The 22,044-nt window shown below is 65.0% G+C and carries 24 protein-coding genes and 1 pseudogene; 14 read left to right on the plus strand and 11 right to left on the minus strand.

What is annotated here, in order from left to right; genetic code table 11:
* Positions 1-116: 116 nt before the first annotated feature.
* The gene (gene cobT / locus F3089_RS09910; RefSeq protein ID WP_151440790.1) at positions 117-1,163 is read left to right on the plus strand and encodes a nicotinate-nucleotide--dimethylbenzimidazole phosphoribosyltransferase; all 1,047 of its coding nucleotides are present in this window, start codon (positions 117-119) and stop codon (positions 1,161-1,163) included.
* On the plus strand, positions 1,156-1,788 hold the full coding sequence (locus tag F3089_RS09915; protein ID WP_151440657.1) for a histidine phosphatase family protein: 633 nt from the start codon (positions 1,156-1,158) through the stop codon (positions 1,786-1,788). The genes cobT and F3089_RS09915 overlap by 8 nt, the downstream gene beginning before the upstream one ends.
* On the opposite strand, the gene cobU is transcribed toward F3089_RS09915, so the two are convergent.
* From cobU to F3089_RS09945, 6 genes and pseudogenes are all read right to left on the minus strand, one after another.
* The gene (cobU, locus tag F3089_RS09920) at positions 1,751-2,293 is read right to left on the minus strand and encodes a bifunctional adenosylcobinamide kinase/adenosylcobinamide-phosphate guanylyltransferase (protein ID WP_151440658.1); all 543 of its coding nucleotides are present in this window, start codon (positions 2,291-2,293) and stop codon (positions 1,751-1,753) included. The genes F3089_RS09915 and cobU overlap by 38 nt on opposite strands.
* The gene (locus F3089_RS09925; protein WP_151440659.1) at positions 2,293-3,078 is read right to left on the minus strand and encodes an ABC transporter ATP-binding protein; all 786 of its coding nucleotides are present in this window, start codon (positions 3,076-3,078) and stop codon (positions 2,293-2,295) included. The genes cobU and F3089_RS09925 overlap by 1 nt, the downstream gene beginning before the upstream one ends.
* Positions 3,078-3,905 carry a FecCD family ABC transporter permease gene (locus F3089_RS09930; RefSeq protein ID WP_160898413.1) on the minus strand — a complete coding sequence of 276 codons (828 nt, stop codon included), beginning with the start codon at positions 3,903-3,905 and terminating at the stop codon, positions 3,078-3,080. The genes F3089_RS09925 and F3089_RS09930 overlap by 1 nt, the downstream gene beginning before the upstream one ends.
* The gene (locus F3089_RS09935; protein WP_151440661.1) at positions 3,898-5,022 is read right to left on the minus strand and encodes a PilT/PilU family type 4a pilus ATPase; all 1,125 of its coding nucleotides are present in this window, start codon (positions 5,020-5,022) and stop codon (positions 3,898-3,900) included. The genes F3089_RS09930 and F3089_RS09935 overlap by 8 nt, the downstream gene beginning before the upstream one ends.
* A gap of 21 nt (positions 5,023-5,043) precedes the next feature.
* Positions 5,044-5,316 (minus strand): annotated as a pseudogene (locus F3089_RS09940) (twitching motility protein PilT); the annotation flags it as partial.
* Complete coding sequence (locus F3089_RS09945) at positions 5,271-6,326, minus strand: type IV pilus twitching motility protein PilT (protein ID WP_151440663.1); 1,056 nt, start codon at positions 6,324-6,326, stop codon at positions 5,271-5,273. The gene F3089_RS09945 and the pseudogene F3089_RS09940, both read right to left, overlap by 46 nt.
* 144 nt (positions 6,327-6,470) lie before the next feature.
* On the opposite strand from F3089_RS09945, the gene F3089_RS09950 reads away from it, so the two are divergent.
* The 10 genes from F3089_RS09950 to F3089_RS09995 all read left to right on the plus strand — a co-directional run bounded on the left by F3089_RS09950 (position 6,471) and on the right by F3089_RS09995 (position 15,391).
* Entirely contained in the window at positions 6,471-7,175 is a 705-nt protein-coding gene (locus tag F3089_RS09950) for a YggS family pyridoxal phosphate-dependent enzyme (protein ID WP_151440664.1), read from the plus strand.
* Positions 7,175-8,017, plus strand: a complete 843-nt coding sequence (proC, locus tag F3089_RS09955; RefSeq protein WP_151440665.1) for a pyrroline-5-carboxylate reductase — start codon at positions 7,175-7,177, stop codon at positions 8,015-8,017. Before F3089_RS09950 ends, proC begins: the two co-directional genes overlap by 1 nt.
* Positions 8,018-8,209: 192 nt before the next feature.
* Positions 8,210-8,770: a YggT family protein gene (locus tag F3089_RS09960; RefSeq protein WP_151440666.1), complete on the plus strand. Its 561-nt coding sequence runs from the start codon at positions 8,210-8,212 to the stop codon at positions 8,768-8,770.
* Between the two features lie 118 nt (positions 8,771-8,888).
* Positions 8,889-10,826, plus strand: coding sequence for a dynamin family protein (locus tag F3089_RS09965; protein ID WP_192497331.1), 1,938 nt, complete (start codon positions 8,889-8,891; stop codon positions 10,824-10,826).
* Positions 10,827-10,895: 69 nt separating this feature from the next.
* Complete coding sequence (metX, locus tag F3089_RS09970) at positions 10,896-12,053, plus strand: homoserine O-succinyltransferase MetX (RefSeq protein ID WP_095616420.1); 1,158 nt, start codon at positions 10,896-10,898, stop codon at positions 12,051-12,053.
* Positions 12,043-12,636: a methionine biosynthesis protein MetW gene (gene metW, locus F3089_RS09975; protein WP_095616419.1), complete on the plus strand. Its 594-nt coding sequence runs from the start codon at positions 12,043-12,045 to the stop codon at positions 12,634-12,636. Before metX ends, metW begins: the two co-directional genes overlap by 11 nt.
* A gap of 12 nt (positions 12,637-12,648) precedes the next feature.
* The gene (locus F3089_RS09980; protein WP_151440668.1) at positions 12,649-13,101 is read left to right on the plus strand and encodes a DUF4426 domain-containing protein; all 453 of its coding nucleotides are present in this window, start codon (positions 12,649-12,651) and stop codon (positions 13,099-13,101) included.
* The gene (rdgB, locus tag F3089_RS09985) at positions 13,088-13,699 is read left to right on the plus strand and encodes an RdgB/HAM1 family non-canonical purine NTP pyrophosphatase (RefSeq protein ID WP_225741730.1); all 612 of its coding nucleotides are present in this window, start codon (positions 13,088-13,090) and stop codon (positions 13,697-13,699) included. Before F3089_RS09980 ends, rdgB begins: the two co-directional genes overlap by 14 nt.
* The gene (gene hemW / locus F3089_RS09990) at positions 13,683-14,843 is read left to right on the plus strand and encodes a radical SAM family heme chaperone HemW (RefSeq protein ID WP_225741731.1); all 1,161 of its coding nucleotides are present in this window, start codon (positions 13,683-13,685) and stop codon (positions 14,841-14,843) included. Before rdgB ends, hemW begins: the two co-directional genes overlap by 17 nt.
* Positions 14,840-15,391, plus strand: coding sequence for a hypothetical protein (locus tag F3089_RS09995; protein ID WP_151440669.1), 552 nt, complete (start codon positions 14,840-14,842; stop codon positions 15,389-15,391). The genes hemW and F3089_RS09995 overlap by 4 nt, the downstream gene beginning before the upstream one ends.
* On the opposite strand, the gene trmB is transcribed toward F3089_RS09995, so the two are convergent.
* The 3 genes from trmB to F3089_RS10010 are packed head-to-tail and all read right to left on the minus strand — an operon-like array spanning position 15,385 to position 17,930.
* Positions 15,385-16,089, minus strand: a complete 705-nt coding sequence (trmB, locus tag F3089_RS10000; protein WP_151440670.1) for a tRNA (guanosine(46)-N7)-methyltransferase TrmB — start codon at positions 16,087-16,089, stop codon at positions 15,385-15,387. The genes F3089_RS09995 and trmB overlap by 7 nt on opposite strands.
* Before the next feature lie 32 nt (positions 16,090-16,121).
* Positions 16,122-17,633, minus strand: a complete 1,512-nt coding sequence (locus F3089_RS10005) for a YifB family Mg chelatase-like AAA ATPase (RefSeq protein ID WP_151440671.1) — start codon at positions 17,631-17,633, stop codon at positions 16,122-16,124.
* A 33-nt stretch (positions 17,634-17,666) separates the two neighbouring features.
* Complete coding sequence (locus tag F3089_RS10010) at positions 17,667-17,930, minus strand: accessory factor UbiK family protein (protein WP_151440672.1); 264 nt, start codon at positions 17,928-17,930, stop codon at positions 17,667-17,669.
* 301 nt (positions 17,931-18,231) lie between these two features.
* Between F3089_RS10010 and glnK the strand changes: the two genes are divergently transcribed.
* The gene (gene glnK, locus F3089_RS10015; protein ID WP_095616411.1) at positions 18,232-18,570 is read left to right on the plus strand and encodes a P-II family nitrogen regulator; all 339 of its coding nucleotides are present in this window, start codon (positions 18,232-18,234) and stop codon (positions 18,568-18,570) included.
* A 70-nt stretch (positions 18,571-18,640) separates the two neighbouring features.
* Positions 18,641-19,885, plus strand: coding sequence for an ammonium transporter AmtB (locus F3089_RS10020; RefSeq protein ID WP_151440673.1), 1,245 nt, complete (start codon positions 18,641-18,643; stop codon positions 19,883-19,885).
* 65 nt (positions 19,886-19,950) lie between these two features.
* Here the strand turns inward: F3089_RS10020 and F3089_RS10025 are convergent, their stop codons facing one another.
* Both F3089_RS10025 and F3089_RS10030 read right to left on the minus strand, forming a co-directional pair.
* A complete protein-coding gene (locus F3089_RS10025; protein WP_192497332.1) occupies positions 19,951-20,808 on the minus strand; it encodes a class I SAM-dependent methyltransferase in 858 nt (285 codons plus the stop codon).
* Positions 20,805-22,019 (minus strand): MFS transporter, encoded by a 1,215-nt coding sequence (locus F3089_RS10030; protein ID WP_151440675.1) that lies wholly within the window; start codon positions 22,017-22,019, stop codon positions 20,805-20,807. Before F3089_RS10030 ends, F3089_RS10025 begins: the two co-directional genes overlap by 4 nt.
* Positions 22,020-22,044: the final 25 nt, after the last annotated feature.

Here is a 22,044-nt window from a genome sequence, read left to right on the forward strand (position 1 = left end):
CGGATGGATCGAACGGGGATTCTATAGCCCGGACAGTGCCCGGTAAAGGCGCCGCCCTGGCACTCCCGCAGTCTTCGGAGTAAGGTGCACCCATTTCAGCAATGCGATACTGAATGATGACCGACCCCTTCTGGCAGCTGCCCCTTCCGCAACCTTCCCGCGCCCACTATGACCGGGCCCTGGCCCGCCAGCAGCAGCTGACCAAGCCACCGGGCTCACTCGGGCAGCTGGAAGCACTGGCCTGCCACCTCTGTGCCCAGCAGCACCGCGACCGCCCGGCCGTGGACCGGGTGCATGTGGCGGTTTTCGCCGCGGACCATGGCATTGCGGCCGACGGGGTCTCGGCCTTTCCCCAGGAAGTGACGGCCCAGATGGTGGCCAACTTTGCTGCCGGCGGCGCGGCCATCAGCGTTCTGGCCCGCCAGCTGGGCGCCTCACTGGAGGTGGTCAATCTGGGCATGGCCCACCCGCTGCCGGACGATCGGGGCGTGACGGACGAATGGATTGCGGCGGGCACCGGCAATCTCATGAAGGAACCCGCCATGACGGCGGAGCAGCTGGAGCAGGCCCTGGAGGCTGGCGACCGCTCGGCGGCACGCGCCTCGGAAGCTGGGGCGGAACTGTTCATCGGCGGTGACATGGGCATCGGCAACACCACCAGTGCCTCCGCTCTGGCCAGCCTGCTGCTCGGGGCCCGTGTGGAGGAGCTTGTCGGCCCGGGAACCGGGCTGGATGAGGTTGGCGTGGCCCGCAAGGCCCGCCGCATCCGGGCGGCCCTGCAGCGCCACGGCAGCGACACGGACCCGTTCAATGCCCTCGCCTCGCTCGGCGGCTTTGAGATCGCCGCGCTTGCCGGCGCCATGATCGGTGCGGCCCACCGGGGAATCCCGGTCCTGGTGGATGGGTTCATCGTCACCGCGGCCGCCCTGGCCGCAACGCACCTGAGCCCGAACCTGATGGCCTGGCTGCATTTCTCCCACCAGTCCCGCGAGACCGGCCATCGTTACCTGCTTGGCGCCATGGGGGCCGCACCGGTTCTGGACCTGGACATGCGCCTGGGCGAAGGCAGCGGTGCCGCCGTGGCCGTTCCAGTGCTACGCTCTGCCTGTGCGCTCCACAATGAGATGGCAACCTTCACGGAAGCGGGAGTAAGCGATGGCTGACAGCGCCGAGCAACCGGGCACCTTTTTCGACCTGATCCGCCATGGCGAGCCGGAAGGCGGCCGCAAGTACCGCGGCCTGATCGATGACCCGCTGAGTGACCAGGGCTGGCAGCAGATGCAGGCGCAGGTTTTTGAATCGGATCAGTGGGATGCGGTTCTGACCTCCCCCCTGAAACGCTGTGCCGATTTTGCCGCCTCGGTGGCCGAGGCCCGGGGCCTGCCCCTGCTGGAGGAGCCGGACCTGCGCGAGATGAGCTTTGGTGACTGGGACGGGCACTCGCCGGAGGCGATCGCCCGGGAGACCCCGGAAGCGCTGCAGGCGTTCTGGCGGGATCCGGTCCACTGCCCTCCGCCGGGGGGTGAGAACATCAGCGTTTTCTACCGGCGGGTTGAGGGCGCCATGATGCACTGGCGGGAACAGCTGGAGGGTCAGCGTACACTGCTGGTGTGCCATGGCGGGGTTATCCGCATGATCCTGGGGATGGTCATGGCAACGCCGCTGGAGCATGCCATGGGTGCCGTGTCCGTGCCCTTTGCCTGCCGCAGCCGGATCCGGATGGACCGGATCGCGGAAACCAGCGAGTGGCTCAGCTGCCTGATTGCCCACCAGCCGGGGAACCCTTGAGAACCTGGGGCAGCCCGGCCACCGACAGCACTACCTGATCGCAGCGCTGGGCCAGCGCCTGGTTGAGCCAGCCCATTTCATCGCAGAAGCGGCGGGTCAGTGCGTCCATGCCGATCACGCCCAGCCCCACCTCGTTGCTGACGATCACCAGCGGCCCGGGGTAGCGTTCCAGCTGGGCCAGAAAGGCCTCGCGCTCGCGTTCCAGCGCGCCCTCCTCTTCTCCCAGAAGGTTGCCCAGCCAGAGACTCATGCAGTCAATCAGCAGGCAGGGTGCTTCTTCCCGGTGTCTTGCCAGGACGCCGCCCAAGGCCACCGGCTCCTCATCCAGCCCCCAGTCATCCGGCCGCCTCTGCTGGTGACGGGCGATCCGGTCGACCATTTCGCCGTCATCAGCAGTGGCTGTGGCCACGTACACCACAGGCCGGCCGCAGGCAGCTGCCTCGGCTTCGGCCAGGGCGCTTTTGCCTGAGCGGATGCCGCCCAGAATCAGTGTCCGGTTGCTCATCATCGGCTCCGTTTGCGGTGGCCCAGTGGCACCCAGAAGGGGGTCTCTTGCGAGCCGACTTCCTTCAGGGGGACCCCGTAGAGGTGTTCGAGCCGGTCTTCGGTCAGCAGTTCCGCTGTATTGCCGGCCTCCCAGGTGCCATCAGCGTACAGCATCAACAGGCGGTCCGCGTACTGGCTGGCGAGATTCACATCGTGCAGCGAGACCATGATCAGCCGCCCGCCATCCGCATAGTCCCGGAAGCGGTCCATCAGGGCCACCTCGTGGCGCACGTCCAGGTGGTTGACGGGCTCATCCAGAAGCAGGGCGCCGGGCTCCTGTGCCAGAAGGGTGGCAATGGCCACGCGGCGTTGCTCGCCGCCGGAGACCTGGTCCGCCCGAAGCTCGGCGAGCTCCAGCAGGCCGGTCTCCTCCAGGGCGCGTTCAACCGCGGCGTGATCCTCCCGGCGCAGCGGCCGCCACGGCGGCCTGTGGGCATAGCGCCCGGCACTGACCGTCTCGCGCACGGAATAGGGAAAAGCCACGTCCTGGTGCTGGAGGAGCAGACCGAGCCGGCGGGCCAGGACCTTGCGCGGCATGCGCCGGAGGTTCACGCCGTCGACAGCAACCTGTCCTGCCAGCGGCGGCACAAGCCCCGCCAGGGTGGCCATAAGCGTGCTTTTACCGGAGCCGTTCTCGCCCAGGACGGCCCAGAATTCCCCGGATCGGGCCTCCACCGTCACCGGCCTGGTGAGCGCCTGGCCGCGATGCCCGAACACAAGCCCATCCAGCTGCAGTGATGCCATCAGCCACCGATCCTTGTGCGCTGCAGCATGTAGAGAAATACGGGAATGCCCACGATCGCCGAGAGAATGCCGACCGGAATCGACCCCGGGATCAGCGGCAGACCGGCGATCGCATTGAGGCCCGTCAGATAGATACCGCCCACCAGAACCGAGAACGGCAGCAGTATGCGGTGGCGCGCGCCGACACGGAGCCGGACCAGGTGCGGCACCACCAGACCGACGAAACCGATGGGCCCGGCCAGCGTCACCGCCAGGGCTGTCAGTACCGCCGCCAGGACGTAGCACACCAGGCGCACCCGGTGCACCTCCACGCCCAGCACCGCAGCCTGTTCATCGCCACGCACCAGCAGATCCAGTGCCGGTGCCATGACCCAGCCGGCCACCAGTGCCAGCGCCAGGGCGACCAGGCCCCACCAGGGGGAGATGGAACGGGTCAGGTCGCCCATCAACCAGTAGAGCATGTCGTGCACGGAGGCGCTGGATTCCATCGCCAGCAGGAAGCTGATGACCGTGCTCCAGCCAGCGGCCATCACGACCCCGGTCAGCAGCAGCCGTTCCCTGGGCACCCGGGCATCACCGCCGCCGACCAGAAACACCACTGCCAGGGAGAAGAGGCTCGTCACCAACGCGGAACCGGAGATCCACCAGCCGCCCAGCCCGAGCAGCATGCAGACCAGACCGGCACTGGCGGCCCCGCCGGAAACACCGAGCACATAGGGCTCCGCCAGGGGCGTGCGCAGCAGCACCTGCATGAGCACACCCGCCATGGCCAGCATGCCCCCAACGGCAAACCCGGTCAGCAGCTCCGCCAGCAGGGCGTTACCCATCGTCCTGGATGGAGAGCTTGTCCACCGAGCTGGACAGTTCGTCTGCCGTGGCCGCATCGGCACCGAGCTTGATCATCAGGCGCAGGTCATTGGCCGAGTCCGCATGGGCCAGGGCATCCTTGTAGGTGATCCGGCCGTCGGCGTAGTGGTGGTACAGCGCCTGATCGAAGGTCTGCATGCCCGCCTCGCCGGATTTGGTCATCAGGTCCTTGAGTTTGTCCACCTCGCCCTTGCGGATCATGTCCTGAGCCAGCGGTGTATTGATCAGCACCTCGATCGCTGCGACCCGGCCGTTGCCGTCCGGCGTGGGGATGAGCTGCTGGGCCACGATGGCCTTGAGGTTGAGCGACAGGTCCATCCAGATCTGGTTGTGCACTTCCGGGTTGAAGAAGTTGATGATCCGGTCCAGCGCCTGGTTGGCGTTGTTGGCGTGCAGGGTGGCCAGGCACAGGTGGCCGGTCTCGGCGAACGTGACGGCGTATTCCATGGTCTTGGCGGTACGCACCTCGCCAATGAGGATGACGTCCGGCGCCTGGCGCAGGGTGTTCTTGAGCGCGGTCTCGAACGAGTCCGTATCCACCCCCACCTCGCGCTGGGTGACAATGCAGCCCCGGTGCTGGTGGATGAACTCGATGGGGTCTTCCACCGAGACAATGTGCCCGCGGCTGTTCTGGTTGCGGTAGCCGAGCATCGCCGCCAGCGAAGTGGACTTACCCGTACCGGTGGCACCCACGAAGATGATGAGGCCCCGCTTGGTCATGGCCAGCTCACTGATGATGTCGGGCAGGCCCAGGTCGTCCAGCTGTGGAATCTCGGTCTCGATCCGGCGCAGCACCATGCCGCACAGGTTGCGCTGGAAGAAGGCGCTGACACGGAAGCGCCCGATACCCCGGGCACTGAGCGCGTAGTTGCATTCGTTGTTCTCGTCGAACTCCCGCGCCTGCTTGTCCGTCATTGAGCCGTACACCAGCTCCCGGGTTTTCTCCGGCGTCAGTGGTTCCTTGGTGACCGGCACGATGCGCCCGTTGATCTTGACGCTCGGCGGCACACCGGTGGTGATGAACAGGTCGGAGCCGTTTTTATCGACTACAACCTTGAGCAGCTTTTCGAGTTCCATGACCGTATTCCCCGCCCCTTATCAGAAATTGTCCGGCATCTTGGCCTTGGCCTGGGCCTCCTCGCGGGAGATGGTGCCCTTCTGCAGCAGGTTCTGCAGGTGCTGGTCCAGGGTCTGCATGCCCAGCTGACCGCCCGTCTGGATGGCGGAGTACATCTGCGCCACCTTGTCCTCGCGGATCAGGTTCCGGATGGCCGAGTTGCCGATCATGATCTCGTGCGCGGCAACCCGGCCGCCACCGTTTTTCTTCAGCAGTGCCTGGGAGACCACCGCCTGCAGAGATTCCGACAGCATTTGGCCTGGGCCTCCTCGCGGGAGATGGTGCCCTTCTGCAGCAGGTTCTGCAGGTGCTGGTCCAGGGTCTGCATGCCCAGCTGACCGCCCGTCTGGATGGCGGAGTACATCTGCGCCACCTTGTCCTCGCGGATCAGGTTCCGGATGGCCGAGTTGCCGATCATGATCTCGTGCGCGGCAACCCGGCCGCCACCGTTTTTCTTCAGCAGTGCCTGGGAGACCACCGCCTGCAGAGATTCCGACAGCATCGAGCGTACCATGGCCTTTTCCTCAGCCGGGAATACGTCCACTACGCGGTCGATGGTCTTGGCGGCGGAGGTGGTGTGCAGGGTGCCGAATACCAGGTGGCCGGTCTCAGCCGCGGTCAGGGCCAGACGGATGGTCTCGAGGTCCCGCAGCTCGCCGACCAGGATGATGTCGGGGTCCTCACGCAGCGCGGAACGCAGGGATTCGTTGAAACCGAGTGTGTCGCGGTGGACTTCCCGCTGGTTCATCAGGCATTTCTTGGAGTCGTGTACGAATTCGATGGGGTCCTCGATGGTGAGGATGTGGTCGTACCGGGTTTCGTTGATGTAGTCGATCATCGCGGCCAGCGTGGTGGACTTACCCGAACCGGTGGGGCCGGTGACCAGCACCAGGCCGCGCGGGTTGGAGGAGATGTCCTTGAACACCTGGCCCATGCCGAGGTCTTCCATGGTCAGGACCTTGGAGGGGATGGTCCGGAAGACGGCGCCGGCGCCGCGGTTCTGGTTGAAGACGTTGACACGGAAGCGGGCGACACCGGGGACTTCGAAGGAGAAGTCGGTCTCGAGGAACTCTTCGTAGTCCTTGCGCTGCTTGTCGTTCATGATGTCGTAGATCAGCCGGTGCACTTCCTTGTGCTCCATGGGCGGCAGGTTGATTCGCCGGACGTCGCCGTCCACCCGGATCATGGGGGGCAGGCCGGCGGAGAGGTGGAGGTCGGATGCGCCCTGTTTGGCGGAGAACGCAAGCAGTTCGGTTATATCCATGGTGCCCTCAGATAGAACATCGCAGAAAGACTTCGGGGTTTGTTGCGAAAACGCCCGGACTACGAGCCAGACGCCAGCCTCGCCTTGGTTTTTACAGGGGCAGACGTTACTTTATGAGCCGTCACATTCCCCCGGGCAGAGCCAATGATCAGCATAGCAGAGAACCTCGAAAAGGCAGCCACGCGCATCCGTTCCGCGGCAGAAGAGGCTGAAAGGGATCCGGCAGGCGTGCAGCTGCTGGCCGTGTCCAAGACCAAGCCGGCGGAACTGCTCCGGGAGGCCGCCGAGGCGGGGCAGAAGGCGTTTGGGGAGAACTACATTCAGGAGGCGCTGGACAAGATTGAGGCGCTTTCGGATCTGCCGGATCTGGAGTGGCATTTCATCGGGCCGCTGCAGTCGAACAAGACGCGGCCGGTGGCGGAGCATTTCAGCTGGGTGCACAGTATTGATCGCGCCAAGGTGGCGCGGCGGCTGAGTGAGCAGCGGCCTGAGGGCATGGCGCCGCTGAACCTTTGTATTCAGGTCAATATCGATGATGAACCGACGAAATCCGGCGTGCGTCCGGAGGAGGTTCCGGGGCTGGCGCAGGAGCTGAGTGGGCTTGAAGGGTGCCGGTTGCGGGGGCTGATGGCGATTCCGGATCCGGCCAATCCGGCGGCGGTGCAGCGTGAGCGCTTCCGTGAACTGGCCGGTTTGCTGGCTGAGGTAAGGCGCGGCGTGGATAATGGGGCTCTGGACACTCTGTCCATGGGCATGTCCGGCGACCTGGAAGCCGCCATCGCCGAGGGCGCGACCATCGTGCGCCTGGGCACCGCCCTTTTCGGACCCCGCGACTACGAGGCTCAGTGATGCAACAGGATCCGCAGCAACCCGCCATTTCGTTCATCGGCGCCGGTAACATGGCCCGCGCCATCCTGGGCGGCCTGGTCGCCAACGGCTATGACCCCTCGCGGATCTGGGCCAGCGCACCGGAGGACAAGCACCTTCAGAGCCTGCGCGACGACTTCGGTATCTATACCACCACGGACAACCGCCACTGCGCCAGCCAGGCGGACATCCTGATCCTGGCGGTGAAGCCCCAGATCATGGCGGAGGCCTGCCAGGACATCGCCAGCGTGGTCCAGAACACCCGCCCCCTGGCTGTATCCATCGCCGCCGGGCTGGATTCGGAAACCATCGGCAACTGGCTCGGCGGTGACGTGCCCATGGTCCGCTGCATGCCCAACACGCCGTCACTGGTCGGCAAGGGCGCGACCGCGCTCTATGCCACGGACGGCGTATCCCGGGAACAGCGTGACACCGTGACGGATATCTTCAGCAGTATCGGCCTCGCCGTCTGGCTCGAGCGGGAAGAAGAGATGCACGCCGTCACCGCCCTCTCCGGCAGCGGCCCCGCCTACTGCTACCTGCTGGTGGAGTCCATGGAGGCGGCGGCGATCGACGCTGGCGTCCACCCGGACACCGCCCGCCAGCTCGCCATCCAGACCATGGCGGGCGCGGCGGAGATGTGCTCCCGTGGCGACGAGGCGCCGGAGCAGCTGCGGCGTAACGTCATGTCCCCCGGTGGTACCACGGAACAGGCGGTGGATGCCCTCGAGAAAGGCGGCATAAGGGACATCGTGAAAAAGGCGTTCAACGCGGCGAAGACGCGTTCGGCGGAGCTGTCGGAGCAGTTGAAAAAAGCTTTATAATCCAAGCCACTTAACACGTTGCCAACGGGGTAGCCGGGAGTCCTGTCCGGGAAACGCTGTAAATACATCCCTGTACACTGCTCTTCCGCCATCCATGGCTCCAGAGCTTCCCGGACAGGACTCCCGGCTACCCCTTGTTCAGACCACGCGAAGCCTCCGGGCCAGAATTCGCTTTAAGGAGCAGAGATACCCATGGGCACCGAAATCCTGGTTTCATCCCTCCAGATGCTTACCACCTTCTACCTGACACTGCTGATCCTCCGGTTCCTGTTCCAGCTCTGTCAGGTGGACTTCTTCAACCCCATCAGCCAGTTCATCGCCAAGGCCACCAATCCGGTCACCGATCCCGTGCGCAAGGTGGTCCCGCCGGTCAAGCGCTTTGACGGCGCCTCGCTGATTGTGGCCATCCTGTTCCAGGCCCTCATGTACCTGATCATCCTCAGCCTCGCCGGCTACGCTTTCCCGCCGCTGGCACTGCTGGTCTGGGGGCTGCTCAAGGTGATCAGTCTTGTGCTGACCATCTACTTCTTCGCCATCATCGGCATGATCGTGATCAGCTGGCTGGCGCCCGGCAATCCGCACCCCGGCATCCAGATCATCCACCAGATCACCGAACCCATCATGGCGCCGTTCCGCAACCTGCTGCCCCCCATGGGCGGGCTCGACCTGTCGCCGATCCTGGTCTTCCTGGTGCTGAACATGGTCCAGGTGGTGATGAGCAGCCTCCAGCAGGCAGCGGGCATGCCGTTCTGACGAACCCGCGTATTCAAACCGAAACATAAAGGCACAGGGGCATTACATGCCCCTTGTTCAGGGACGTTCTATACTTCCGCAAAATCCCGTCAAACGGATTCCGGAAGCTCAGGGGCCTATGATGGCAGATGCAGTTACCCTCACGGATCAGGTTGAGGCCTACCACAGCTGGAAAAAGGAACTGGTCCGGAACATCACACGTTACCGGCGCTGGCTCCAGTTCAACGAGCTGCTTGAAGGGGATATTGAACGCCACCTCCAGCGCAGCATCCGCCTCCTGGTGGAGGACGAACTGACCATCGCCTTTGTGGGCGAATATTCCCGGGGCAAGACCGAGCTGATCAATGCCCTTTTCTTCGCTGGTCACGGTCAGCGGCTGCTGCCATCTGAGGCCGGACGCACCACCATGTGCCCCACGGAGCTGTTCTACGACCGGCACGCCCGCACCAGTTACCTGATGCTGCTGCCCATCGAGACCCGGAACGGCGCCATGTCCCTGCAGCAGCTGCGTCACGAGTCGGGTGCCTGGGAGACTGTGACACTTGACCCGGCCGACACGGAGACCATGGCGGCCACACTGGCCCGGGTTGCAGAGACACGCACTGTCCCGCGCGCCGAGGCGGCGGATCTGGGCTTCAACGATGCCATGCTTGATGCCTCTCCGGACGACCCCGCGCAGGTGCTCATTCCCGCCTGGCGCCATGCCCTGATCAGCCTCCAGCATCCGATCCTTGAGCGCGGCCTGCGGATCCTGGACACCCCGGGCCTCAATGCGCTGGGTTCGGAACCGGAGCTGACCGTCTCCATGCTGCCCTCGGCCCAGGCGGTAGTCTTCCTGTTGGCGGCGGATGCCGGCGTTACGGCCAGCGACATGACCATATGGAATGAACACATCGACACCCGGGATGCGGATCACCGCGCCGGGCGTTTCGCGATCCTCAACAAGATCGATGTGCTGTGGGATGACCCGTCCGGCAGTGACCATACCGGCAACGCCATCGAACGGGTACGCGAGACCACCGCCCGCCAGCTCGGCCTCGGCATGGAGGATGTGCTGCCTGTCTCCGCCAAACAGGGTCTGCTGGCTCGCATCCGCGATGACGACGGGCTGCGCCGCAAAAGCGGCGTGGCACAACTGGAGGAGCTGGTCAGTGAACGCATCCTCGGGCGCCGGGAACAGCTGATCAGCAGCGAGCTGGTCTCTGATCTGCGCTCCATGATCCGCGACAACCAGGCGGAGCTGGAGAACCAGAAGGCATCACTGGATGCGGAATTTGAACTCCTGCAGGCCCAGGGCACCGACCGCCAGGAAATCGCAGAGCTGGCGGAGAAGACCCGGCACGACTATGACTTCTTCAACCGTCGGCTGATCACCCTGAAATCCAGCCGGCGCCTCATGGCCTCCCAGGGCGATATGCTGCGGCGCATTCTCAACCCCGAGCGTTTTGAGCAGCACGCTGAGCGCACCCGCCAGCGCCTGGAAGGCAGCTGGACCACCCCGGGGCTGGCCAGTGCCATGAATGCCCTTTTCGAGGTGCTGGAGAACGACTTCAACAACCTGATGGCGGAAGGCCGCCGGGCGGAGAAGATGGTGGGATCCATCTACCGCCGCCATACCAGCGGCGACGATGACCGCACGCTGGAGCCGGTGCCGCTGCGCCTGGGCAGGCACCTGATTGCCCTGCGCGACCTGCGCAGCCGCGCGGATCGCTTCCGCAGGGACCCACGCTCGCTGCTGATGCAGCAAAGCCGGCTGATCCAGCAGTTCCTGACCACCATTGTCAGTGAGGCCCGCCAGATCATCCACCGCACCATGCAGGACATTGACCGCTGGCCGGGCGAAGCCCTGATGCCCCTGCTGCAGCACACCCAGCAGCAGAAACAGCGCCTTGAGACCCAGTTCCAGCGGCTGCGCCATATCGTGGACGACGAGAAGGAACTGAAGGCCGAAGCGGACAAGCTGCGACAGCAGCGCGAGACCCTGGACCAGCAGCTGCGGGTGGCGCGCAAACTGGAGGAAGGGATTGCCCCACCGCCCGGCGCACAGTTGCCTTAGGGCTGGCCCCTCGATACACTGCCCGGCCTGACCGGAACCGTCCATCACCGAAGGATCCTTTTCGCATTCATGGCTGCTGAATCCCAGGCCGCCGACTCGGTGGGCATTGTCGAACCACAGAGCCTGCACTTCCCGGAGCCCATCCGGCTGGAGTCCGGCCATACCCTGCCGGAATTCAATCTGGTGTTTGAGACCTATGGCACCCTGAACGCGGATGCCAGTAACGCGGTGCTCATCTGTCACGCACTGAGCGGCCATCATCACGCCGCCGGCTATCATTCCCGTGAGGACCGCAAGCCCGGCTGGTGGGATGCCTGCATCGGCCCCGGCAAGCCCATCGACACCAACAAGTTCTTTGTGGTGTGCCCCAACAACCTCGGGGGCTGCCACGGCAGCACCGGCCCGGCGTCCGAAAACCCCGATACAGGCCGTCCTTACGGGCCTGATTTCCCGGTGATCACGGTCCGTGACTGGGTCAAGAGCCAGGCCCGGCTGGCCGACCGCCTCGGCATTGACCAGTGGGCCGCGGTTATCGGCGGGTCCCTCGGGGGCATGCAGGCACTCGACTGGGCCATCCACTACCCGGAGCGGATCCGCCATGCCGTGGTGATCGCCGCCACCCCGAGGCTGACCGCCCAGAACATCGCCTTCAACGAGGTGGCCAGACGCGCCATCACCTCGGACCCGGAATTCCACGAGGGGCGGTACCTGGAGAACAACGCCATTCCCCAGCGCGGGCTGATGCTCGCGCGTATGGTCGGGCACATCACCTACCTGTCGGACGTCTCCATGGGCGAGAAATTCGGCCGGGAGCTGCGCGACCACGCCTATCACTTCGGCTTCGATGTCGAATTCCAGGTGGAGAGCTACCTGCAGTACCAGGGGGTGCGCTTCTCCGAGTCCTTTGATGCCAACACCTATCTGCTGATGACGCGCGCCCTGGACTATTTCGACCCGGCGCGGGAGTTCGGTAATGACCTGACCCGCGCCATGGCCGAGGCCCGCTGCCGCTTCCTGGTGCTGTCGTTCAGCTCGGACTGGCGCTTTGCCCCGGAGCACTCCCAGAAGCTGGTCAACGCCATGGTCGATGCCCGGCGCGACGTGAGCTACGCGGAGATCGATTCCGACTGGGGCCATGATGCCTTCCTGGTGCCGAATGAGCGCTACGAGAGCCTGTTCCGGGCCTACATGAACCGGGTAGCAAAGGAGCACGGCGATGCGGGCTGATCTCAAGCTGATCGAACCCTGGGTGGCCCCCGGCTCCCGCGTGCTCGACCTGGGCTGTGGTGACGGCACCCTGATGGACTACCTCCAGCGCGAGAAGAGCGTTGTCGGTTACGGGCTGGAGATCAACCCGGACTACATCGAGGAATGCGTGCGCAAGGGTGTGAACGTGATCGAACAGGACCTGGATGAGGACCGGCTGCACAGCTTCCGGGACCAGACCTTCGACACCGTGATCATGACCCAGGCCCTTCAGGCCGTGCGCCGCCCCGATCGCGCCCTGACGGAAATGCTGCGCCTCGGGCGTGAAGGCATCGTGACCTTCCCCAACTTCGGCTACTGGCGCCTGCGGCTGCACCAGCTCTGGAACGGGCGCATGCCCATGTCCAGCACCCTGCCGCACACATGGTACAATACGCCCAATATCCACCTGTGCACGGTGCGCGATTTTGAGGCGCTGTGCCAGGAGCACCGGATCCGTATCAAGGATCGGACAGTGGTGGACAACGCCCACCGTTCCCGCTGGTACAATCGGCTCTGGCCCAACTTCCTGGGGCAGATCGCGGTCTATCGCGTCACCCGCTGACGGAGGTCATCCATGGTAAAACGTCTCCTGGCCCTTGCCCTGCTGCTTGCCAGCCCGCTCGCCAATGCGCTACCCGACGAGAACCAGGGCATCACCGAGTTCGACAACTACCGGGTTCACTACTCCGTCATCCCTTCGACCTTCCTGGAAAAGAAGGTCGCCCGGGAATATGACCTGACCCGCAGCCGTTCCGTTGGCCTTCTCAATGTCGCAGTCCATAAGACCTCCGGGGACGATGCCCCCAAACCCATCACGGCCCAGATCAAGGGCACCTTCACCAATGAGGCCCGCCAGACCAAGGAACTGTCCTTCCGGCGCGTGCAGGAGGGTGACGCCGTCTATTACCTCGCCCAGTTCCAGTACCGCCAGGGTGAGCTCCTGATTTTTGAGCTTGAACCGGCCCCCTACGGGGATTCCACAACCCTGCCGGTGCGTTTTTCCCGGGAGCTCTATGATGACGAGTGATCGGCACTGGGTGCTGGCCAGCAACAACGCCGGCAAGATCGCCGAGTTCAACCGGCTGCTCCAGCCCTGGGGCATTGAGGTCAGCGCCCAGAAGGACCTTGGCGTGGACTCGCCCGAGGAGACCGCCACCACCTTCGTGGAGAACGCGCTGATCAAGGCCCGCCATGCCGCGCGCATCAGTGGCCTGCCGGCACTGGCGGATGACTCCGGGCTGGCGGTGGATGCCCTGGGGGGCGCTCCGGGTGTCTATTCCGCCCGCTATGCGGGCGAGCCGGCGGACGATGACGCCAACAACCGCAAACTGCTGGATGCCCTGGCGAACGTGCCGGACGCCGAACGCACCGCCCGCTTCCACTGTGTACTGGTGCTGATGCGTTCCGCCGAGGACCCCATTCCCATGATCTGCCACGGCCAGTGGCCTGGCCGGATCGCCCGTGAAACGACCGGGGGTGGTGGCTTCGGCTATGACCCACTGTTCCTCGTGCCCGAGGAAGGCTGCACTGCCGCCGAACTGCCAGCGCAGCGCAAGGCCCAGGTCAGTCACCGCGGCCGTGCCATGGCCGAGCTCAGGGAGCGCCTTGGTGACAGCGTCGCCTGAGGCTTTCACCGCCCCGCCGCTGACGCTCTACGTGCATACGCCCTGGTGCGTGCGCAAGTGCCCGTACTGCGACTTCAACTCCCATACGGCGCCGCAGACGATCCCGGAGGACGACTACCTGGACGCCCTGCTGGCGGACCTGGATGCGGACCTGACGACACCGGAAACCCGCCCCATTGAGGCCATTTTCATCGGCGGCGGGACGCCCTCACTCATGTCGCCAGGGTTCTACGAACGCCTTTTCGAGGCGCTGGCACGCCGTCTGGATCTATCCCGGCTCGACGAAATCACGCTGGAGGCCAACCCCGGCACCGTGGAGGAGGCGCGCTTCACCGGCTTTCGCAGGGCAGGCATCAACCGCCTCTCGCTCGGGGTACAGAGCTTCGACCCGGATCACCTGGAGCGCCTGGGCCGGATCCACGGCGGTGACGATGCCTCGCGGGCGGTAACAGCGGCCCAGGCCGCGGGCTTCGAGCGCATCAACATCGACCTGATGCATGGCCTTCCGCAACAGACACCGGAACAGGCGGTCGCAGACCTGGAGACCGCCCTGGCCTTCAACACCGGCCACATCTCCTGGTACCAGCTCACCATTGAGCCCAACACGGTATTCCACTCGCAGCCGCCCACGCTGCCGGACGAGGACACCCTGGCCACCATTCAGGAGGCCGGCGAAGCCTGCCTGGTCGAACACGGGCTGCAGCGCTATGAGGTCTCGGCCTGGTCGCGCCCTGGCGAGGAATGCAGGCACAACCTGAACTACTGGCGCTTCGGGGACTATCTGGCCATCGGCGCCGGCGGCCACGGCAAGCTGACCGACCCGGAGGCCGACCAGATCACACGCTACTGGAAGACCCGCCGGCCCGAGGACTACCTCAACCGCATCGGCAGCCGCACCGCCGGCCGCCAGGAGCTGGAGCACGTGGATCGCCCGCTGGAGTTCCTGCTGAACACCCTGCGGCTGAGTGCCGGTGTGCCGACCTATTCCTTCCCAGAGCGAACCGGCCTACCCTTGGAGCGCATCCATGATCAGCTCGAACAACTCCGCAGGCGCGGGTTGCTGGTGGCGGATGAACAGCGCCTGGCCGTGACCGACCAGGGCCAGCGCTTCCTGAACGATGTGCTGGAGGCCTTCGTGCCATGAAACTCTTCGGCGTGGAACCCCGACCCTGGTCGCACAGGCTGCGCTGGCTGGCCCTGCTCACCGGTGCCGCACTGGTAGCGGTGATGCTCACCAACCAGTACCTGGCAACCCCCGAGATTCCCCAGCATGTCATGAGCTATGAGCTGGCGGATGAGCCGGAACGCGCCGAGCAGCTGCACCGCCAGTGGCAGCGCAACCACACGCCCCTGCCGGAGCTCACGCTCTGGGTGGATTTCGTGTTCATCGGGCTCTATGCGGTTTTCCTGGTGGCCCTGGCCAACCACTTCCTGTACGACCGTCCGGGCATCCGGGAACGCAAGGCCGGACGCCTCGCGAAGGTTCTGCTGGTGCTCGGTGCCCTGGGGGATGCGGCGGAGAACGCCTTCCTGATCACCGCCATCCACCAGCCGGAAACCGAAGTCTGGCCACAGCTGGCCGCCATCGCCACCCTGGTCAAGTTCACCGGGCTGCTGGTGGGTGGCGCCTGTCTTCTGGTGGTCCGGGCCGCCCGGCGCCAGCCGGTGCAGCCCGAAGACTGGCGTCACTGACGCTCGAACAGCATATCGGCCACACCGTGACCACGGGCCTCGCCCCGCTTCTCGAACTTGGTCAGTGGCCGGTCCGCCGGGCGCGGCACCGTGGTGCCATCCTCTGACAGGTTCCGGTAGCCCGGCGCCTCGTTCATGACTTCCAGAATGTGCTCGGCGTAGGGCTCCCAGTCCGTAGCGATGTGCAGCAGGCCGCCTGGGCGGATGTAGCGGTGCAATGTCCCAACGAAATCCGGTTGGATCAGGCGGCGCTTGTGGTGCTTCTTCTTGGGCCAGGGGTCCGGGAACAGGATCAGCGCCCGGTCCAGGCTGGCCTCCGGAATCGCCTCGCTGAGCACGTCCAGGGCATCCGCCCGGTAGAGGCGGATGTTGTCCAGACCGCGCGCCTCCATCTCCATCAGCAGTGCACCGCAGCCCGGTTTGTGCACCTCCACGCCGATGAAATCCTGCTCCGGCGCCGCCTCGGCCATCTCGGCCAGCGACTGGCCCATGCCGAAGCCAATTTCCAGGTTCAGCGGTGCCTGACGGCCAAACACCCGTTCCCGGTCGATGGGGCCATCCGCCAGGCTGAGCCCATAGCGCGGCCAGAGCCGGTCCCAGGCGTTCTGCTGACCACGGGTCATGCGCCCGGCGCGCAGCACGAAACTGCGCACGGATCGTTCCTTGCTGCGGGCCAGGTCGTCGCTGGAATCAGTCATGGGGCCTCCGGCTCTGGGGTTTGGGCCACGGATTATCCGGATTCGGCGCCGGACTGCAATCGGTAACCCAGAGCCTCCACCAGATGCGCCTTTTCCACCCGTTCCGCACCGGCCAGGTCCGCAATGGTGCGGCTCACCCGCAACACCCGGTGCAGCGCCCGAGCGGACAGCCCCAGCCGCCCCATGGCCTGCTCCAGCAGCGTTTCACCCTCGCTGTCGAGGGCACAGGCCTGGTGCAGGGCATCGCCCGCCAGCTCCGCGTTCAGTGCACCACGCTGGTGCTGGAGGGTGCGCAACCGGCTGACCCGGTCACGCACCTCGGCACTGCTGGTCTCGCCCTTCTCCGGGCGGAGCAGTGTGCGCCCGTCCTGAACAGGCACGCCCACGTGCATATCAAAGCGGTCCATAAGGGGCCCTGAGAGGCGGCTCTGGTAGCGCAGCACCTGCTGCGCCGAGCAGCGGCAGGCGATATCCGGGTGCCCTTCATAGCCACAGGGGCACGGGTTCATGGCAGCCACCACCTGGAACCGGGCCGGAAAGGTCACCCGGGTATTCGCCCTGGAAATGACAATCTCACCGGATTCCATGGGCTCGCGCAGCACTTCCAGCACCTTGCGGTCGAACTCCGGCAGCTCGTCCAGGAAGAGCACACCCCGGTGCGCCAACGAAATCTCGCCGGGGCGCGGGCTGCTGCCACCCCCGACCAGGGCCACGGCCGAAGCGGTATGGTGGGGTGCCCGGTAGGGCGGCGTGCGCCATCCCCGCGCCTGGCTGAACGAGCCCGCCACTGAGTGCACGGAGGCAACCTCCAACGCCACCTCCCGCGCCAACGGTGGCAGCAGCCCTGGCAAGCGGCTCGCCAGCATGCTCTTGCCGGTCCCGGGCGGACCGTGGAACAGCAGGTTGTGGCCCCCGGCAGCGGCGATCTCCAGGGCTCGTTTGGGAATGTGCTGCCCCTGAACGTCCACCAGATCCGGCACTGCTCCCTGCCCCAGGTCGTCCGCCTCGCGGGGCGCAATGGCCGTCAGCCGCTGTTCGCCTTTGAGGTGGGCACAGACGCCGAGCAGATGGTCCGCGGCGAAGGTATCCTCCTGGCTGGCAAGGGCTGCTTCGTCGGCATTGCCTGCGGGCACCATTATGGTGCGCTCCATACCGCGCGCGCCCATCACGGCGGGCAGTATGCCCTCCAATGGACGCAGGCTGCCGTCCAGCGCGAGTTCTCCCAGGAACTCCATCCCGGCCACGGCCTCCGGCTCAACCTGCCCGGACGCGGCCAGTATGCCCAGGGCGATGGGTAGATCGAAGCGGCTGCCTTCCTTGGGCAGATCGGCGGGCGCCAGGTTGATGGTGATGCGGCGGGCGGGAAAATCGAAACCGCTGTTGAGCAGGGCACTGCGCACCCGGTCCTTACTCTCGCGCACACCCGCCTCGGGCATGCCTACAATGGACAGTGACGGCAGGCCGCCGGAAAGGTGGGTCTCAACGGTAACGGCGGGGGCATCCACGCCCACCCTTGCCCGTGTGTGGATCACGGCAAAACTCATGGCAACATCCCTGTTGTTGGTGGTGTTGTGCGGTTACTGCTGGTCGCGGCCCAGTTGCTCTTCCAGCGCCGCAACGCGCTTCTCAAGCGCCTCGACCTTCTCCCGCGTGCGGGTAAGGACGGCGGACTGGGCATCGAACTCTTCCCGCGTTACCAGATCCAGTCGATCGAGTACCGAGGTCACCGCCATGCGCACGTGCTGCTCCACGTCGTCCCGGGCCACCCGGGCCATATCCGGCATGAACTGGTCCAGTTGACCACGCAGTTCGCTGAAAAGATCCTGGGGGCTACGGGGCATGGCTCCACTCCTCGGTTCATTAATGGCGGTATGCTAGCACAGCGGCCAGGGCGCTCCCACAGGCCGCCGGACGCCCAATGTTGGGTCACGTCGGGTGCGAATGCGCTACAATGGGGCAATGCAGCCGGGCCGCACCCCGGCGGCATCAGATAACTTCCTGTTTTTACAGTTCGTTTCTGCGTTGGCACAGGGCGTGCAAAGGCCTGCGCAGAGTCCGCACAACCTGCTGCGGGCCTGGTACGCACCCCGATTAAGGCCGCCATACCCAGTTCGGCTGGGCCGGCAACGAAAGGAGAAACCCATGAAACTTGTGACAGCGATTATTAAGCCGTTCAAGCTTGATGACGTGCGCGAAGCCCTGTCCGAAATCGGTGTCCAGGGTGTCACCGTCACGGAAGTCAAAGGCTTCGGCCGGCAGAAAGGCCACACCGAACTCTATCGCGGCGCGGAATACGTCGTTGATTTCCTGCCCAAGGTGAAAGTCGAGATCGCCATCAGCGAAAAGCTGCTGGACCAGGTCATCGAGTCCATCTCGAAGGCCGCCAATACCGGCAAGATCGGTGACGGCAAGATCTTCGTCAGTGAGATGGAGCAGGCGATCCGGATCCGGACCGGCGAGACCGGCGAGGAAGCTGTCTGACGGCCGGTCACTCCAGACGCCAGAACACCATTCCCGAAGTTGAAAAGCCTTGTGCGGAGGGCTTATTCCAATGGAAAACACAGTTAACGAACTGCAGTTTGCGCTCGATACCTTCTACTTCCTGATCTGTGGTGCCTTCGTCATGTGGATGGCGGCAGGCTTCACCATGCTTGAGTCCGGATTGGTCCGGGCCAAGAACACCACCGAGATCCTGACCAAGAACGTTGGTCTCTATTCCATCGCCTGCATCATGTACATGGTCTGCGGTTACGCCATCATGTACGGCGGCGGCACCTTCCTGTCCGGCATCATGGACCCCGGTGTCTCCGAAGGCTTCACCTATGAAGCGGTTTCGACCTACGCGCCGGCCTCGGATTTCTTCTTCCAGGTCGTGTTCGTGGCAACCGCCATGTCCATCGTCTCCGGGGCCGTGGCTGAACGGATGAAGCTCTGGGCGTTCTTCGCCTTCACCGTTGTCCTGACCGGCTTCATCTACCCGATGGAAGGTGCATGGACCTGGGGCGGTGCGGCCGTATTCGGCATGTACAACCTCGCTGACCTCGGCTTCAGTGACTTTGCCGGTTCCGGCATCGTGCACATGGCCGGCGCGGCCGCTGCCCTGGCCGGCGTTCTGCTGCTGGGCCCGCGTAAGGGCAAGTACGGTCCCAATGGTGAGGTGCGTGCGATTCCGGGCGCCAACCTGCCGCTGGCCACACTGGGCACCTTCATCCTCTGGATGGGCTGGTTCGGCTTCAACGGCGGTTCCGTGCTGGCAGCGGCCAGCGTTGAGTCCGCCAATTCCATAGCCATTGTGTTCCTCAACACCAACACCGCTGCTGCCGGTGGTGCCGTGGCTGCACTGATCGTCTCCCGGCTGATGTTCGGCAAGGCCGACCTGACCATGCTCCTCAACGGGGCGTTGGCCGGACTGGTTGCCATTACCGCCGAGCCCTCCACCCCGACACCGCTGACTGCCACGCTCTTCGGCGCCCTTGGCGGTATCCTGGTGGTCTTCTCGATCGTGACACTGGACAAGCTGCGCATCGACGATCCGGTAGGCGCCATCTCCGTCCACGGTACTGTGGGTCTCCTGGGCCTGCTGCTGGTGCCGATCACCAACGGCGGCGCGAGCTTCAGCGGCCAGATCATCGGTGCCCTGACCATCTTCATCTGGGTCTTCGTGGCCAGCCTGGTTGTCTGGGGCATCCTCAAGGCCGTGATGGGCATCCGGGTCACCGAGGAGCAGGAGTACGAAGGCCTCGACATTGCCGAGTGCGGCATGGAAGCCTACCCCGAGTTCGAACACACCAGCTGATCCGGACAACGCGTAACAAAGCAGGCAAGACAGGGGCGCCCCCACGGGGCGCCCTTTTTCATGGTTCAGCCAGTACCGGCCGCCACCACGCGCACCACCGCATCGCCACGATTGGATGGCAGCTCCACGTATTCCCGGTATTCCGCCGGGTCATGGACCCGCACGCCGGCAAAACCAGCCCCCCGGAATACCCGCTCCACCTCGCCAGCATCCGCGAAATGGAAGGTCACATCACTGTCACTGAGCCGCCCCAGCGCGTTCGCCCCCATACGGATGGCCCGACTGAACGCGCCACTGCGTGGCACAAGATAGGTCTCCATGAGATATCGACTGCCTGGATGGCGCGCACCAAGAGCGGCTATGCGTTCCCAGAACGGGACCATATCCTCAAGCGTGAAGTAACTGGTCAGCCCCTCGGTGATCACCACAATGGGCTCACCGGGCCGGAAGCACTGCTCAACCACGCTTTCCATGGATTCCGGCCCTTCCCGGTGAAAGACATTGAGCGGCACGACCTGATGCCCCTCGCTCAAAGCCCCCTCCTGCTCCAGGGCACGGCGCTTGCGCTCGGCCATGCCCGGCATGTCGGTCTCCACATAGGTCAGCTCCGGGAAACACTGCCGGAAGCGGTGGCCTCGGGGGGACAGGCCGCTGGCAATCTCCAGCACCTGGGTAACACCCTCCTCCCGGATCCAGCGCTCCAGAAGGTGGTCCATGATGCGGTGGCGCTGCAGCAGGATGGTGCGCAGGTTGCTGCCGCCCAGAGTGCGACTCAGCCATTCCACGGGTACCAGCCCGCGGTACAGCCAGGGCCCCGCCCCGGACCCAAGCCATTGTGGCGCCAGGTCGTTGCGGCGCCAGACCTCCCCGGTATAGAGGCCAGTGAAGCTTATGGATGCGGTGTCGTCGGACTGTCGTCTCATGATTCGGAGGCCTCCCCTGTCCATAGCCCTGAAGCGGCGGCCGCCCGCTGCCAGTAGACCAGCATCGCCAGGCCCACACCGGCAACCGGCAATGAAAGCACCAGACTCCCGGACCAGCCCAGCAGGTGATAGAGCGCACCCGCTGTCAGTGCGCCCACCGCGGCCAGGCCGGAGACAACCGTATCGTTGATGCCCTGGATACGGTGCGCCCGCTCCGGTGAGTGGCACAGCGTCAGGAACGCGCTGCCACCCACGTAGAGAAAGTTCCAGGCGACCCCAAGGAGAATGAGTGACGGAACCACGAATACCGGCGCTCTGCCCGGCATCCCGATGAGGGCGGATAACGCCAGCAGCAGAAAACCGAACGTCAGAACACGGCCATGCCCCAGTCTCTCCAGCAACCGCCCGGTGAAGAACGAGGGCAGGAACATGGCCACCACATGGAGCTGGATGGCCACGCCCACCAGCGTGTGGCTGCCCGGCCCGCTGTTGAGGGCCAGCGTGGACTGGACCATGAGCAGGTTCATGACCATATAGCCGGCACCCGCGCAGTACATGGCCAGAAAAGCTCCGAAGCCGGCCATGGCGGGTGGGACGGCGGGCGCCGGCGCCGCCTTCCCTGCATCCGGTGCTGTCCCTCCGGCATTGAGCCCCGGCACCGTGAGCATGACCAGGAAAGTGACCGCACCAGCCAGTGAGAAGATCAGGTAACTGTGGGCGAAGGACTGGCCTTCGAACAGGGCCCCGGCTTCCAGCGTGAGCAATGGCGCCAGGATGCCGGCCAGGACGCCACCCGCTGTGACCAGCGCCACCGCCCGCCCTCTCAGCTCCGCTTCAACCCCATCGGTGGCGGCGAACCGGTAGTAGTTGGCGTGGGTAATGAAGATGCCCAGCAGCACATGGCTGAGGATCAGCCCGGTGAAGGAGCCACCGCGGATGGCCAGATAGCCGGTCACACCCGCCGCCATGGCGAAACAGGCGCCCATCAGGAAGACGGGCCGCCGCCCCAGAGCCCCCATGAGCCTTGAGACCGGGTAGGCGCACAGGATCACAACCGCGAACTGCAGGCCATAGGGCAGTGTGGTCATCCAGGGGGTGGGCGCCAGTTCCGAGCCCACAATCGCGGCGACCGACACCGAGGCCACCGCACAGGTCAGAAACAGGGCCTGGCACAGAGCCAGCAGATAGACACGTTGCTGTTGTCGGGTCATTCAGAGCACTCCTTTGCGTTTGCGC

The organism is Halospina sp. K52047b (genome assembly GCF_008709855.1).
Taxonomy (GTDB): domain Bacteria; phylum Pseudomonadota; class Gammaproteobacteria; order Pseudomonadales; family Oleiphilaceae; genus Halospina; species Halospina utahensis_B.

Excerpts from the sequence above, each read along its gene's own strand:
- F3089_RS09980 (WP_151440668.1), top strand. The coding sequence starts at position 12,649 with ATGGTAAAACGTCTCCTGGCCCTTGCCCTGCTGCTTGCCAGCCCGCTC.
- F3089_RS09945 (WP_151440663.1), bottom strand. The coding sequence starts at position 6,326 with ATGGATATAACCGAACTGCTTGCGTTCTCCGCCAAACAGGGCGCATCC.
- F3089_RS10030 (WP_151440675.1), bottom strand. The coding sequence starts at position 22,019 with ATGACCCGACAACAGCAACGTGTCTATCTGCTGGCTCTGTGCCAGGCC.
- F3089_RS09965 (WP_192497331.1), top strand. The coding sequence starts at position 8,889 with ATGATGGCAGATGCAGTTACCCTCACGGATCAGGTTGAGGCCTACCAC.
- trmB (WP_151440670.1), bottom strand. The coding sequence starts at position 16,089 with ATGACTGATTCCAGCGACGACCTGGCCCGCAGCAAGGAACGATCCGTG.
- F3089_RS09925 (WP_151440659.1), bottom strand. The coding sequence starts at position 3,078 with ATGGCATCACTGCAGCTGGATGGGCTTGTGTTCGGGCATCGCGGCCAG.
- F3089_RS10020 (WP_151440673.1), top strand. The coding sequence starts at position 18,641 with ATGGAAAACACAGTTAACGAACTGCAGTTTGCGCTCGATACCTTCTAC.
- F3089_RS09950 (WP_151440664.1), top strand. The coding sequence starts at position 6,471 with ATGATCAGCATAGCAGAGAACCTCGAAAAGGCAGCCACGCGCATCCGT.
- F3089_RS09915 (WP_151440657.1), top strand. The coding sequence starts at position 1,156 with ATGGCTGACAGCGCCGAGCAACCGGGCACCTTTTTCGACCTGATCCGC.
- F3089_RS10010 (WP_151440672.1), bottom strand. The coding sequence starts at position 17,930 with ATGCCCCGTAGCCCCCAGGATCTTTTCAGCGAACTGCGTGGTCAACTG.
- glnK (WP_095616411.1), top strand. The coding sequence starts at position 18,232 with ATGAAACTTGTGACAGCGATTATTAAGCCGTTCAAGCTTGATGACGTG.
- F3089_RS10025 (WP_192497332.1), bottom strand. The coding sequence starts at position 20,808 with ATGAGACGACAGTCCGACGACACCGCATCCATAAGCTTCACTGGCCTC.
- metX (WP_095616420.1), top strand. The coding sequence starts at position 10,896 with ATGGCTGCTGAATCCCAGGCCGCCGACTCGGTGGGCATTGTCGAACCA.
- F3089_RS09960 (WP_151440666.1), top strand. The coding sequence starts at position 8,210 with ATGGGCACCGAAATCCTGGTTTCATCCCTCCAGATGCTTACCACCTTC.
- F3089_RS09935 (WP_151440661.1), bottom strand. The coding sequence starts at position 5,022 with ATGGAACTCGAAAAGCTGCTCAAGGTTGTAGTCGATAAAAACGGCTCC.
- F3089_RS09995 (WP_151440669.1), top strand. The coding sequence starts at position 14,840 with ATGAAACTCTTCGGCGTGGAACCCCGACCCTGGTCGCACAGGCTGCGC.
- cobT (WP_151440790.1), top strand. The coding sequence starts at position 117 with ATGACCGACCCCTTCTGGCAGCTGCCCCTTCCGCAACCTTCCCGCGCC.
- metW (WP_095616419.1), top strand. The coding sequence starts at position 12,043 with ATGCGGGCTGATCTCAAGCTGATCGAACCCTGGGTGGCCCCCGGCTCC.
- proC (WP_151440665.1), top strand. The coding sequence starts at position 7,175 with ATGCAACAGGATCCGCAGCAACCCGCCATTTCGTTCATCGGCGCCGGT.
- F3089_RS10005 (WP_151440671.1), bottom strand. The coding sequence starts at position 17,633 with ATGAGTTTTGCCGTGATCCACACACGGGCAAGGGTGGGCGTGGATGCC.
- F3089_RS09930 (WP_160898413.1), bottom strand. The coding sequence starts at position 3,905 with ATGGGTAACGCCCTGCTGGCGGAGCTGCTGACCGGGTTTGCCGTTGGG.
- cobU (WP_151440658.1), bottom strand. The coding sequence starts at position 2,293 with ATGAGCAACCGGACACTGATTCTGGGCGGCATCCGCTCAGGCAAAAGC.
- rdgB (WP_225741730.1), top strand. The coding sequence starts at position 13,088 with ATGATGACGAGTGATCGGCACTGGGTGCTGGCCAGCAACAACGCCGGC.